This window comes from Labrys okinawensis, assembly GCF_047345005.1.
Taxonomy (GTDB): domain Bacteria; phylum Pseudomonadota; class Alphaproteobacteria; order Rhizobiales; family Labraceae; genus Labrys; species Labrys okinawensis.
This window is the reverse complement of record NZ_CP178864.1, coordinates 5,908,701-5,920,481: the sequence shown is the minus strand read 5'-3', so window position 1 is coordinate 5,920,481 and position 11,781 is coordinate 5,908,701. Positions and strand designations below refer to the sequence as shown.

Sequence of the window (11,781 nt, the reverse complement as noted above, 5' to 3'; positions counted from 1 at the left end):
GGAACAACCTGCCACAGCAAATATTGACGAATGCGTGGTAGCGAGGTCATGAGGCTGGGGTTCTCTATCATTGTCGTGACCTTGCTTGTCGCTTTCGCGTGCCTTTTGGTGCCGGGAAAGGCCAGGGCGCAGCAGGAGACCTTCGACCAGGCGATCTGCCGGCTGATCGAGACGGCCGCGGCGGCAAGATCCATCCCGCCCGAGATGTTCACCCGGCTGATCTGGCGCGAGAGCAGCTTCCGGCCCCATGTCATCAGCGGAGCGGGAGCGCAGGGTATCGCGCAGTTCATGCCCGGCACGGCGGAGGAGTGGAATCTTGACGACCCATTCGATCCCGAAAAGGCGATCCCGGCTTCCGCGGCCTATCTCACGGCAATGAAGGACCAGTTCGGCAATTGGGGCCTGGCGCTCGCTGCCTATAATGCCGGTCCGAAGCGGCTGCAGGACTGGTTCGACAAGGGCCGCTTCCTGCCGCCGGAAACGGAGGATTATGTTCGCTTCATCACCCGTCGCAGCATCTATGACTGGGCCTCGCTCGATGGGCTGAGACGCGAGCCGGAGCCGCCGAAGGACCAGGGCTGCCTTGCCATCGTCACCGCCATTCGCACGACGGCGCCGCAGGAGCTGATCGAAGGGCCCTATGCCCCCTTCGGCGTGCAGCTTTCCGGCAATTTCTCCAAGAGCCGGGCGATTGCCTCCTATGAGCGGGTGGCGGCGCGCTTTCCCGCCATCCTCGGCGGCAGGGAGACGCTGATCATCGGCACGCGCATGGCCGGGCGAGGCCGGCGCGCCTTCTATCGCGTTCGCCTGCCGGCCAAGACCATGCGCGAGGCAAGTCTGCTCTGCGGGAAGTTGCATCAGGCGGGCGGGGCCTGCGTGGTGCTGCGCAATTAGCTGAAGCACGAAAAATGCCGGGTGCGGGAGGCACCCGGCAGTCGGGGTCGTAGAACAATGGCCGGTCAAGGCCAGGAAAACACGAGTGCGTCAACAGCTCGAGATCGACAGGGCTGCAAGGGGAAAGCAGGCCCCGACGGATACCACGAACGGCTTCTTGGTATCCGATCGGGGAGAGAACCGGCGGCGCGCAGCTTTGTTCCAGCGCATTTTCATTTTTTTATTGGGGCGTGGCGATCGTCAAAGACGAGGCCCGATTCCTGGGACTGCAGGCGTCGCTCCTCTGTGGAACGTATAGTGAACAAAAGACTCGACAGGGTCGCCTGTCGACCTTAGCTTTCGGCCGGTGAAGCGCGGGAGGAATCGATGGCGGCGCAGGCGAGGGTGAGCGAGTTCAAGACCACGGCCGAGCTCGAGGAAAGCGTCGATGAAGCGATCGCCGAATGCGGTGGCGATCCCCGCGCCGCCGTGCGCACGCTGCTGGTCGCCAACACCCATGCCATGGCCGAGATCGCAGTGATCGAGGCGGAGATGGCCAAGCTGCTCGCCGACGTCTCCCGGGGCTATTCCCGCGGCAATTGGGAATGGCTGCTGGAGCGGGCCGAAGTGCCGATTCCCTACGCGCGCGGTTGATCTGGCGGGGCAAAGAAAAGCCCGCTTGCGCGGGCTTTGGGAGGGTCGACGAGACGAGCCGGGAAAACGCGAACGACACGGCTGGGAGGGGATCTGCTCGGAGATGACCGCATCGCTCGCAAAGAGAAATTAGCCGGGATACAAAATTTCTGCACACCGTCAAATTTGCCGTGGTCCGCTGGTTGCTATCTGGCCGACCGGGCCCTGTTCTCCATGGCGTATCTCCCGCAGCCGTAATGACCGATGTAAGGCGGTGGTTCCTTGGCAGCGGCAGTCGCCCGCTGGCGAGCGTGCCGTCGTGCCTCGCTTGCCGGGCGCGCCGGCGGCCTCTATGACGATGTTCCGGCTGGGCCTGTCTTTTTCCCGTGATATCGATCAATGAGTTATCTCGACAATTTCATTACCCGCATGATGGCGCAGCGCACCTGCATCGACCTCTCCCGCGATTTGATCCGGGATGTCGAGGGACCCATCCTCGAATTCGGGCTCGGGCATGGGCGCACCTATGACCACATCCTGCAGACATTTCCCGACCGGGACGTCTATGTCTTCGAAAAGGTCGTCAGCCCCAATGTCTTCGTCCGCCCGCCCGAAGCACTCCTGTTCGAGGGAGACATCCACGACACCGTAAAGACGGCGGCCGCGCGCCTGCCGCGCAAGGCGGCGATGGCCCATTCCGATCTCGGCCTTAGGGATCGCGACGGCGCGGTGCCGATCGTGGCGAGCATCATCGAATATCTGCCGGGCCTGATCGCCCCTGGCGGCCTCTATATCAGCAACACCGACATTTCCCTGGTGCACGGCAAAGTGCCCCCCGCCTACACGGAACTCGACATCTCCGAGGTTCCCAAGGGGCGCTATTTCATCTACCGGCTGGCCTGAGATACTACGAAGGCCCATTTCCTGCCTGCCGGAGCGGCATGAAGAAACATTGCCTGTCACATCGGCCTTTACTTTAGTGCATCACCTAACGTAATATAAGGTCGTGCGATGTGAGGCCTCTCCGTGATTCTGATTGCGAATATCCTGTTCGATGCGGGCTGTGCGGCCCTGTGTGCCTATGTCGCCGTCAGGTGGGGATATCTGTTCTGGGTCCTCTTCTGGCCGAGTTTCGCTATCTTCTTTTTCATCTCGCCCCTGCTGGTGGTGTTGGGCCTTGCCGTGGCCGTCTTGATTCGCTTCGATCGCCCGGTGCTGGAGGAGCGCTATCTTCGCCGCTCAGGCGAGATCCGCTGCGGCGCCTGCGACAGGCGCCGCAAACAGGATAGGGTGGCATGCCCTCATTGCGGGGCACCGGCGGGTTACCGGCCGCCGATTGCCAATGGCGAGGCTCCCGTCTTCCTGAAATTCATGCGGGCCGTCGGCGAGCCGGGATAAGGCCAGCTTCCTCCTGAATTAAGCCACCTGCGGCCGCCATGCGATGACGCCTTCCGTCCGCGCCCTTACGGCAGGCGACGCGAGGCAGGTGGCGACACCCTCAAAGCCCGGTGCGCCCAAATGGGGAACTACCAACATCGGCGGGCTGTGGTTGGCGGGGCAGAATACAATGGCCTCGTCCGGCCCGAGGACGGCAAGATCGAGGATCGCGGAGGAGCGTGTGAGCAGGAAGAGCGGCCGCCCCGCCGGCCCCCGGCAGCGCAGCATGGCGATCACGGCCTCCTGCGTCGCCTGGTCCAGCCCGTGCTCGATCATGTCGACCACCAGCACCGTCGGTCCCGCTGCTTCGAGGCCGCAGAGGAGGGCGGTGAGGGCGTCGCTCGCCGTGGCGCCGTCTTCGATCAGCCAGGCGAGCTTTTTGTCTACCGGCGCCTTGAGAGCCGGGTCCGCCGCGAGCCTTTCCGGCCCGCTTTCCGTCAGCCGGTCGAGCCCCAGGAAGGCGGCCCCGGGCGAGGTCTCGGCCAAGCGCTGCGCCAACCGCGTCTTGCCACTGCCGAGAGGGCCGATGATGTAGGTGAGAGGCCTGATGACCGACAGCTCGAAGCGCTCGCCGCCCCAAGGCCAGGGCAGGTCGAAGGCAATGCCGGGGGCCCGGCTGGAGCTGAGCGCGCCCGCGGGCTCGCCGGTGGTGGCCACATGGCTGCGGGCGAGATCGTCCCTGAGGCCGCGCACCCTGGCCAGCGTGTCGGTGAGTTGCCGAAGGCGGGCTTCGAGAGCGGCCTGGTGCAAGGCGAGAGCCGGTCCGAGGCCCTTTGTCTCCCGCTTCAGCACGCGCCCGATCTGGGCAAGGCTGAAGCCGAGGTCGCGTAGCGCCGCGATCTCGGCCGCGCGCTCCATCTCGCCGGGGCCATAGGCCCGCCACCCGGCGGCGCTGCGCACCGGCACGAGCAGGCCGTGCTGCTCATAAAGCCGCAGCGCCTTCGTGGACACGCCCAGCCGGCGGGCCGCCTCGGATGCGTTGAGAAACTCGGCAGACCGGACCACGAATCATCCCTCCTGGTTGACCGCCCTTCTATCGAGGCGGCCCCAGGGGCCGGGTCAAGCGGGATGTAATGGCAGTCTCCGACTGCCAATCTTGGATGTGAGCCCCTCGCAACAAAGAAAGATGGCGCAACCGGTGCTCCAACTCAGCCCGCCGTGTCGGTCTTCTCCGGCGCAGGCTGTGGTGCAGGGGTGTGACCGGCCAGGGCATCGCGCAGCTTCTGCTCCTGCTCATGGTCGAAGGACGTGCGCATCACGGTGCCGCCGACGCCTTCCAGATCCGCCAGCACCTTGTCCGCGGTCAGCTTGCGGATCAACAGGAACAGGCCGGCGCTGCCGGGCGAGAGGGCCCCGGCTGCCTCCTTCATGAACTTGTCGTCGATGCCGGCATCGGTGAGATAGCCGCCGAGCGCGCCGGAGGCGGCGCCGATCGCCGTGCCTACCAGCGGGGCCATGAAGATCAGGCCGACCAGCGTTCCCCAGATCGCGCCGGAAGCGGCGCCGGCGGCGGTGGTGTTCACCATCTGGTTGAGCTTTACGCGGCCCTGCTCGTCCTTGGTCGCGATCACCGCATCGCCCAATTCGATGAGATACTCCTTCTGCATGCCGAGGATGCGGTCGCGCACCTCCTCGGCCTTCTGCTCGTTCGGGAAGGCGATAAACACCAGATCGCTCATGAGAAACTCCTCAACGGAAAATTCCTGCCGCACCCGGCAGGGCGGACAAGCTGCACCGTCTACGTTAGGATGGCAATGCGAGGCTTTCTTGACGGATCGGCCGCAAACTGTAGCGACCCGTGAAAAGATGGAAAGGTCCGCCATCATGGAAAGACGATGCCGCGCTGCTTGAGGGCGCCAGCCTAAAGGCTCGTCTGCTCCGCGATCAACTTTACCGCGAGCCGTAAAATTACACCTGCGAAGTATTGCACCACGCCTCATATCTTTATGTGGGCATTGGCGGCCTGACCGGCTTCTTCTTCGCTCTCTATTGGTGGATCTATTTTGAGGACCTGCTGCCGCCTGACAATTAGGGCGTTTTCCTTTCTGATGAGCACATTGTCCTTCCGATCGGATATTGTTCTACAGTCGGGAGAGAGACCTATCTCAAGCGTTTGCGATTTGACTGCGCAAGACGCTCCGGTGTGGCCGCATTTTGCTCTAGCGAAAGCCGACGATCGAGATCGCCCGGTAGGTCGCCAGATATCCAATGATCAGCGCGGTGTAGGAGATCAGGACCAGGGCGATCGTGAGGCTCTGAAAGAGGAGCCCGCCGCGGCGCCAGCCACGATAGGCCGTGCCGTCGGTGACATAGGGCGGAGTCCAGGTCTTCTCGTGCTTCCCAAGGCTTTGCGTGAAGCAGAGCTGCGCGAAATAAGCCGAGCCCGACCCGAGGCAGGCGCAGAGCAGCGCCACCACGAAGCGGCTGAGCGGCCAAGGGAACCAGGCCGCGACGTCGCTGCGGTCATGGGCGACCAGCGCCCCCATGAAGGCGAGCAGGCCTGCCGCCGAGCCGCCGCTGATCAGTGCGGCAGATTTGAGGGCCTCGACGCTGTAGGCGATCATGGTGTTGTTCGTCTCGGCAAGCCATTTGTCGCGTGTCTCATGCGCGCGCTCGGCCGCCCGGATCCTGATTTCGAAGGCCTTGGGATCTTCAGGCTGAGCCATGCGGTGTCTCCGTCCTTGGTGGAGACCGTTATACCGGCTTTCCGCCGTCGCCGGCGGGACGTTGTCTACCTGGCGTTACGGCAGGCTTTGGAGTGCTGGGGAGGGGGTGGAATTTCGTCAACGATTCCAATAGTATCGATGATGCGTTGAGATCTGGCTTTCCGTCCCGGACGGCGCGCTCCAATAATCAGCGCCTACGCGTTTCGATGCCCGCTTCGATCGATGCCGCGCTGCGTTCCTCGGCTGTTCTGCGCTCGATCCTCTTGTACCAGCCATGTCCGACCAGCACGACGAGGCCGATGACGAGATCGGCGAACAGCATCTGCAGGGCGAAGGTCCACCACGCTTCCGTGGCGGGGGTGAGTATGAAGGTCAGGAAAGCCATGTATCGGGAACACGCCAAAGTGCCGAGGGTTCCCTCGTCGCGTTGTTTCGTCTGCAGACCTTGAGCAAAATGGGTTCAGCTACCCTCGTTCCTCTCGCTGCGCTCGCGAGCGCCCTCACAGGCAAAGCTCCTGAGGATGCGGCCGGGGACGACAGCCAAAGCATTGGTTTGCCAACACAAGTCTGCTTAGCGGCGTCGGCGCATCAGATATTCACCGAGCGCGATGATGCCGAGCCAGAAGAAGCCCAGCGTGATTTCGGTCAGGACCGACTGATAACCCAGCTTGTGCAGATAAAGGGTGAACGCAACGTAGAGCAGCAGGACGAAGCCTATCCAGGCGCCGTGCAACAATCGTTCCCTGCTGAACATGCTCTATGGTCCTGGTCTTTGGAAACTTCCGATGTGAATTCTGCTGCAAATGTTGCGAATGATCCCACAGACAGCGCAGGCCTGACAAGGTGCAACGGGTGCGGCTCCATCATCACGAAGCCGCGGGTGAGGCCACGCCTTTTGTCTGATCCCGCTCGTCAAACCAGGGCGGATCGGACTGAATGAATCAACTCCCATTGTCGCTCGATCTGGCCGTCCAGATGGGTGCTCGACCAGCCGAGCAACCAAAATGGGGATCGGGCGGTCACTCGACGCGACAGACGAGATAGGTTAAGATTTGTTTCGGTGAATAACAATGATCGTTCAAAGCAGATAGCTACTGGGCCACGGCTCGAAAGTGATCAGCTGGGGCCTGTGAGTTGATACGGTTTATTGAACGAGTTGATAGACTTTGTGTACCGTCCTTTTAAATTAAAGCTTGTATATGGGGGGAGGGAGCCAGGACGCTAGCGTAAGATGAGGGGTTACGGGTCGTCTATCCTGCCCTTCGAGAGTCTTTGTTTGGCTCAACAGCTAGGTCTGGCCGTCCTGAAGCTAGCGGAGGTTGCGGACTTTACGTCGACAACGAGCTTTAAAGGGACCGAATTCCCGAAGACGGGTTTGAGGAGCGGCATCCGCTTCAACCACGTGTGCGGCCAGTTGATCGGTCGATCGTCCTTCAGTTGTTAAGACAATGCCGGAGTGAACCAATCATACCATGACAGAAACAAGCTCTGCAGAGGCTACCCCGCCGATTATCCGCGTTGCCATCATCGAGGACGACCCCGCCGCGCTCGAACGCATTACCGTGGCGCTCGAGGCGGCTCCGGATATTTCTGTCATTGCAACCGCTCCTAACGCGGCAAGAGGGAAGGCGCTTATCGACAGTTGCGCTTTTGACGTGCTGCTATGCGATCTGGGGCTGCCTGATGGGTCCGGCATGAACCTCATTCGGCATGCATCCCAGAAACATGCCGATGTCGATATCATGGTCATCACCATTTTCGCCGATCAGGATAAGGTTCTCGGGAGCATCAAGGCCGGTGCGCGGGGTTATCTCCTGAAAGACGAACGCTTCGACAGTTTCGCGGAGAGTATTCGCGAAGTGCGGCGTGGCGGCTCGCCGATCAGTCCTGTGATTGCGCGGCAATTGCTCAAGGAATTCCAGCCGCACGAGCAGGACGCCGACAAGAAGGGCCTTGAACTGCTTTCGAAACGAGAGCTCGAAGTGCTCAAGCTTCTCGCACGCGGCTTCACGTTCGTAGAGATTGGCGATATTCTTAAGATAGGCCGTAGCACCGTGGCGACCTATGTCAAGAATATCTATCAGAAACTTGAGGTGAACTCGCGCGCCGAAGCCGTCTTCGAAGCGTCAAGTATGGGTGTCATCAATATGCCACGCTAGGTTTCTGGCCGAGGCATTTTGTTGAACTGGTCGAGCCGGAATGTTTCCGGTCCCTTGAGGGCGATAAAGAGCCTTTCATCGGGTGTTTTATATACGGGGGAGACTGAGGTTCGCGACGTTGGTCTTGTAATTTGGAATGTATCTTGCTTTCTATACTGAGTTAAGCGAGGATGCCTGTATTAAGTATCCCCTGCCGTGGTCGCCTTGCTTCTGCAACCCTTTGAGCAATGCACGGGAACGGTCAGGTGAGAAGCCTTCATTGAAGGCATAGTCGGCTAATGGACAGGACTTGGCGTTGGCCTGTCTGGAGTGGAAAGTCACCTCGCAAGGCGTGGTCTTCTCTCCAGCATGTCACGCCGAAATCACTTGGATTGATTAATCCGGAGATAGCGCCAACCTCAATTCCAGAGACCTCCGCCGCAAAACCAGTTCTTTGATCGTGAGAAGTGATCGGTTGTTTGATCAATGAGCGGAAGCAAAAGGGGCGCTGGCTATCAGCCCCCAAAATAGGGGATTACGGGGGAGGGGGTTTGACGCAATATGCATATCACTGGGGGGTGATACTTGCCCATTGGGCCCAAGATCACAAACCTTGATGAATTGAAGCGCGATGGTGGGATATTTCCGCTGTATTTCTTCGCTTAGCGGGAATTCCTACTGTAATGTCGATGAGAGAGGCAAAAGATCATGGTTGATAGCGGTCAGAAATTCATCAAGCGCAATCGCCCGCCGCGCGTCCAGATCCAGTATGAAGATCCCTACAACGCGGAAAAGCTCGTCGAGATCCCGTTCGTGATGGGGGTCATGTCGGATCTTTCCGGCAATGCGTCCGACGTCGAGAAGGCGCCGATCGCCGACCGCAAATATCTCGACATCGACATGGACAATTTTGACGATCGCATGAAGGCCATCAAGCCCGGCATCGCATTCAAGGTGACCAATCGCCTTGGCGACGCCAAGGGCGACGAGAAGATGTCGGTCAAGCTGAACTTCGAAAAGATGACCGATTTCAATCCGGCTCAGGTCGTCCGCAGCGTGCCGGCGCTCGCAAAATTGCTGAAGGCGCGCGAACAACTCGCCAACCTCCAGCGCTATATGGACGGCAAGGTCGCCGCTGAAGACCAGATCAAGGCGCTGCTGAAGGATCCCGAGCTCATGCGCCTGCTCAAGGATCACAGCGAGCAGACCAAGCCCGAAGAGAACTGACACCTACGCCCGCCAGCAGCCCAAGCTTAGGAGTTCAGCCTTATGGCCGAAACAGCAGCCACCAATCAAACCGGTACGGCCGTCGAGACGCGTGACCTCGACACTTTTTCCAGCCTGCTGCGGAAAAGCTTCAAGCCGCGCAACGACAGTGCCGCCAGCGAAGTCGAGAACGCGGTGACGACCCTGGTCCGCCAGGCGCTCGAAGACACCTCTCTGGTCAAGGACGACGTCCTCGATACCATCGACTCGATGATCGCCAAGCTCGACCAGCAGCTCTCGATCCAGCTCAATGAAGTCATCCATTCTCCCGAGTTCCAGAAACTCGAAAGCGCCTGGCGCGGTCTCAACTATCTGGTGTTCAATTCCGAGACCGACGTCACCTTGAAGATCCGCGTCATGAACGTGTCGAAGGAAGAGCTCTACCGCGAGTTCAAGGTCTATCCGGGCGCGCGGTGGGACCAGAGCCCGATCTTCAAGAAGCTCTACGAGGCCGAATACGGACAATTGGGCGGCGATCCCTATGGCTGCCTGGTGGGCGATTATTATTTCGACCATTCGCCACCCGACGTGCAGCTGTTGCGCGACATCAGCAAGATCTCTGCCGCGGCCCATGCCCCCTTCTTCGCGGCTGCGAGTCCCTCCTTGTTCGGCATGGACAGCTGGAACGAGCTCTCCAATCCGCGCGATATCGGAAAGGTCTTCGATACGCCGGACTATGCCGCCTTCCGCGGGCTACGGGACCAGCCGGATTCACGCTATGTCGGCCTGTGCATGCCGCGTGTCCTGGCTCGCCAGCCCTATGGCGCGAAGTCGGAGCCGGTGGAGGAATTCGCCTTCGAGGAGGATACCGACGGTCATCACGGCGCGAAATATGCCTGGATGAACGCGGCCTATGCGATGGCTACCAATGTCAATCGCGCCTTCAAGGAATATGGCTGGACGGTGCGCATTCGCGGCGTGCAGTCCGGTGGCGAGGTCGTCAACCTGCCGACGCATACCTTCCCGACCGACGATGGCGGCATCGATCTCAAATGCCCTACCGAGATAGCCATCAGCGACCGGCGCGAGGCCGAGATTTCGAAATCGGGCTTGCTGCCACTGATCCACCGCAAGAACACCGACAAGGCCGCCTTCATCGGCGCCCAGTCGCTGTACAAGCCGCACAAGATGGATACGGACGAGGCGACAGCCTCCGAAAATCTTTCGGCCCGGCTGCCTTATATGTTCGCTGTCTCGCGCTTTGCGCATTACCTTAAATGCATGGTGCGCGACAAGATCGGCTCTACGATGGAGCAGGATCAACTGCAGAAATGGCTGCAGACCTGGATCAATCGTTATGTCGACGGCGATCCCAAGAATTCGACCGAGGCGATCAAGGCCAAAAGACCCCTGGCCGCGGCGAAGGTCGAAGTGTTCCCGGACGAGGAGAACCCTGGCTATTACGGCGCGAGGTTCTTTCTGAGGCCGCACTACCAGCTCGAGGGAATGGACATCGGTATCAGTCTCGTCTCGCGACTGCCCAATAGCCAGAAGTAACCATAGGAAAGAATTCGGCCTGCGCCAACGCTCCGACGAGCGAATGATGAGTCATGTCCGTGTGAGACGGCCATGCGCATCGCAACAAGGGCCGAACCAGCCAACGCACAGGAGAGCAAAATGGCACAATCTGACGCACTACTACAGATCGACGGTATCACGGGCGAAACCCAGCAGGATGGCCTCGACGGCTATATGGAGCTGCTGAGCTGGAGCCTCGGCGGTTCCAACTCCTCAACCTTCGGCAGCGGCACCGGCGGCGGCAAGGGCAAGTCGGTGATGCAGGACCTGCATTGCACCAAGGCCGTGGACAAGGCCTCGGCGACCATCTTCCAGTATTGCGCCTTCGGCAATCACGTCGACTCCGTGAAGCTCGTCGCTCGCAAGGCCGCCGGTGACGACAAGCTCACCTATATCACCACCACCCTGACCAACTGCTTCATCACCAGCTATCAGAAGAGTGGCGGATCCGACGGCGGCGCCATGGAGAGCTTCTCCGTCACTTATGAACAGATCCACGACGAGTATCAGCCCCAGGACAAGACCGGCGCCGCCGACGGTGGCCCGATCGAGTTCACCTACAACGTCGCCACGGGCAAGGACTCCTAATCCCTGTCCTTCGTGGGGCCGGGCACGCTCACATACAGCGTGAGATGCTGCCCGGCCTGACCCAGGATAGTTTTCCCGTCCATGGAAATCGAATACGGAAGCTGATGTGAGCCGTTCCCGGGCTGCCAAAAGCGATCGGTTTGTACCCCCCATCATGCATGCCTTCCGCGAGGCATTCCGCATGCGTGACGCGGCCAAGCCGATCGACAACCGCAATGATGCGGGTGAACGCGTCATCGCGGGCCGGCGCACATCGCCGCGATCTTCGGTCGGCGAAGCGGCGCTGCGTTCCGAACTTGGGGAAGACCTGGCATCCCTGCTCAACACCGTCGAACTGGCGGCGATCGAAGACCTCCTTGGCTTCGATCAGGTGGGCAGTTCGATCCTGAACTTCGGCGTTCCGGACCTGACGGCGATCGTCGCCAGCCCGGAAGCCGCGCGGCGGGTGACAAATCTCCTCAAGCAGAGGCTGGAACTGTACGAGTGCCGGCTGGTGCCGGGCACGATCGTCGTTTCCAGCGAACCGCTCGACGACACCGCCTCGGGGCAACTGCGCTTTCATATCAACGCCGAAATGTATTCGACGCCCACCGATGTTCCGATAGAGTTCGTGGCGGACGTCGAGGTCGAGAGCGGCAAGATCAGGGTCTTCAGATTGTAAC

The 11,781-nt window shown here is 60.6% G+C and carries 14 protein-coding genes; 9 read left to right on the top strand and 5 right to left on the bottom strand.

The genetic code is table 11. The features are described from left to right. The first annotated feature begins 48 nt into the window (after positions 1-48). The 4 genes from ACMDCR_RS27630 to ACMDCR_RS27615 all read left to right on the top strand — a co-directional run bounded on the left by ACMDCR_RS27630 (position 49) and on the right by ACMDCR_RS27615 (position 2,904). Positions 49-894, top strand: coding sequence for a lytic transglycosylase domain-containing protein (locus ACMDCR_RS27630; protein ID WP_413989688.1), 846 nt, complete (start codon positions 49-51; stop codon positions 892-894). Positions 895-1,260: 366 nt separating this feature from the next. Continuing rightward, positions 1,261-1,527: a hypothetical protein gene (locus ACMDCR_RS27625; protein WP_413989687.1), complete on the top strand. Its 267-nt coding sequence runs from the start codon at positions 1,261-1,263 to the stop codon at positions 1,525-1,527. 378 nt (positions 1,528-1,905) lie between these two features. After that, positions 1,906-2,409 carry a class I SAM-dependent methyltransferase gene (locus ACMDCR_RS27620; protein WP_413989686.1) on the top strand — a complete coding sequence of 168 codons (504 nt, stop codon included), beginning with the start codon at positions 1,906-1,908 and terminating at the stop codon, positions 2,407-2,409. Between the two features lie 123 nt (positions 2,410-2,532). Beyond that, positions 2,533-2,904, top strand: a complete 372-nt coding sequence (locus tag ACMDCR_RS27615; RefSeq protein ID WP_413989685.1) for a hypothetical protein — start codon at positions 2,533-2,535, stop codon at positions 2,902-2,904. An 18-nt stretch (positions 2,905-2,922) separates the two neighbouring features. Here ACMDCR_RS27615 and ACMDCR_RS27610 read toward each other — a convergent pair whose 3' ends face one another. The 5 genes from ACMDCR_RS27610 to ACMDCR_RS27590 form a co-directional block, all read right to left on the bottom strand. Continuing rightward, entirely contained in the window at positions 2,923-3,948 is a 1,026-nt protein-coding gene (locus ACMDCR_RS27610) for a MerR family transcriptional regulator (RefSeq protein WP_413989684.1), read from the bottom strand. 143 nt (positions 3,949-4,091) lie between these two features. After that, positions 4,092-4,622, bottom strand: coding sequence for a DUF1269 domain-containing protein (locus ACMDCR_RS27605; RefSeq protein ID WP_413989683.1), 531 nt, complete (start codon positions 4,620-4,622; stop codon positions 4,092-4,094). A 480-nt stretch (positions 4,623-5,102) separates the two neighbouring features. Continuing rightward, positions 5,103-5,609: a hypothetical protein gene (locus ACMDCR_RS27600; protein ID WP_413989682.1), complete on the bottom strand. Its 507-nt coding sequence runs from the start codon at positions 5,607-5,609 to the stop codon at positions 5,103-5,105. Between the two features lie 187 nt (positions 5,610-5,796). Further along, positions 5,797-5,994: a hypothetical protein gene (locus ACMDCR_RS27595; RefSeq protein ID WP_413989681.1), complete on the bottom strand. Its 198-nt coding sequence runs from the start codon at positions 5,992-5,994 to the stop codon at positions 5,797-5,799. A 186-nt stretch (positions 5,995-6,180) separates the two neighbouring features. Next, on the bottom strand, positions 6,181-6,363 hold the full coding sequence (locus tag ACMDCR_RS27590) for a hypothetical protein (RefSeq protein WP_413989680.1): 183 nt from the start codon (positions 6,361-6,363) through the stop codon (positions 6,181-6,183). A 718-nt stretch (positions 6,364-7,081) separates the two neighbouring features. Between ACMDCR_RS27590 and ACMDCR_RS27585 the strand changes: the two genes are divergently transcribed. The 5 genes from ACMDCR_RS27585 (at position 7,082) to tssE (ending at position 11,780) form a co-directional block, all read left to right on the top strand. Then, entirely contained in the window at positions 7,082-7,768 is a 687-nt protein-coding gene (locus ACMDCR_RS27585) for a response regulator (RefSeq protein WP_413989679.1), read from the top strand. Positions 7,769-8,455: 687 nt separating this feature from the next. Beyond that, positions 8,456-8,974, top strand: a complete 519-nt coding sequence (gene tssB, locus ACMDCR_RS27580) for a type VI secretion system contractile sheath small subunit (protein WP_413989678.1) — start codon at positions 8,456-8,458, stop codon at positions 8,972-8,974. A 42-nt stretch (positions 8,975-9,016) separates the two neighbouring features. Further along, positions 9,017-10,510, top strand: a complete 1,494-nt coding sequence (gene tssC / locus ACMDCR_RS27575) for a type VI secretion system contractile sheath large subunit (protein WP_413989677.1) — start codon at positions 9,017-9,019, stop codon at positions 10,508-10,510. A gap of 120 nt (positions 10,511-10,630) precedes the next feature. Further along, entirely contained in the window at positions 10,631-11,119 is a 489-nt protein-coding gene (locus tag ACMDCR_RS27570) for an Hcp family type VI secretion system effector (RefSeq protein WP_284314627.1), read from the top strand. A gap of 181 nt (positions 11,120-11,300) precedes the next feature. Continuing rightward, entirely contained in the window at positions 11,301-11,780 is a 480-nt protein-coding gene (gene tssE / locus ACMDCR_RS27565) for a type VI secretion system baseplate subunit TssE (protein ID WP_413989676.1), read from the top strand. The last annotated feature ends 1 nt before the right edge of the window (position 11,781 follow it).

Excerpts from the sequence above, each read along its gene's own strand:
- ACMDCR_RS27630 (WP_413989688.1), top strand. The coding sequence starts at position 49 with ATGAGGCTGGGGTTCTCTATCATTGTCGTGACCTTGCTTGTCGCTTTC.
- ACMDCR_RS27625 (WP_413989687.1), top strand. The coding sequence starts at position 1,261 with ATGGCGGCGCAGGCGAGGGTGAGCGAGTTCAAGACCACGGCCGAGCTC.
- ACMDCR_RS27620 (WP_413989686.1), top strand. The coding sequence starts at position 1,906 with ATGAGTTATCTCGACAATTTCATTACCCGCATGATGGCGCAGCGCACC.
- ACMDCR_RS27605 (WP_413989683.1), bottom strand. The coding sequence starts at position 4,622 with ATGAGCGATCTGGTGTTTATCGCCTTCCCGAACGAGCAGAAGGCCGAG.
- ACMDCR_RS27600 (WP_413989682.1), bottom strand. The coding sequence starts at position 5,609 with ATGGCTCAGCCTGAAGATCCCAAGGCCTTCGAAATCAGGATCCGGGCG.
- ACMDCR_RS27595 (WP_413989681.1), bottom strand. The coding sequence starts at position 5,994 with ATGGCTTTCCTGACCTTCATACTCACCCCCGCCACGGAAGCGTGGTGG.
- ACMDCR_RS27590 (WP_413989680.1), bottom strand. The coding sequence starts at position 6,363 with ATGTTCAGCAGGGAACGATTGTTGCACGGCGCCTGGATAGGCTTCGTC.
- ACMDCR_RS27585 (WP_413989679.1), top strand. The coding sequence starts at position 7,082 with ATGACAGAAACAAGCTCTGCAGAGGCTACCCCGCCGATTATCCGCGTT.
- tssB (WP_413989678.1), top strand. The coding sequence starts at position 8,456 with ATGGTTGATAGCGGTCAGAAATTCATCAAGCGCAATCGCCCGCCGCGC.
- tssC (WP_413989677.1), top strand. The coding sequence starts at position 9,017 with ATGGCCGAAACAGCAGCCACCAATCAAACCGGTACGGCCGTCGAGACG.
- ACMDCR_RS27570 (WP_284314627.1), top strand. The coding sequence starts at position 10,631 with ATGGCACAATCTGACGCACTACTACAGATCGACGGTATCACGGGCGAA.
- tssE (WP_413989676.1), top strand. The coding sequence starts at position 11,301 with ATGCGTGACGCGGCCAAGCCGATCGACAACCGCAATGATGCGGGTGAA.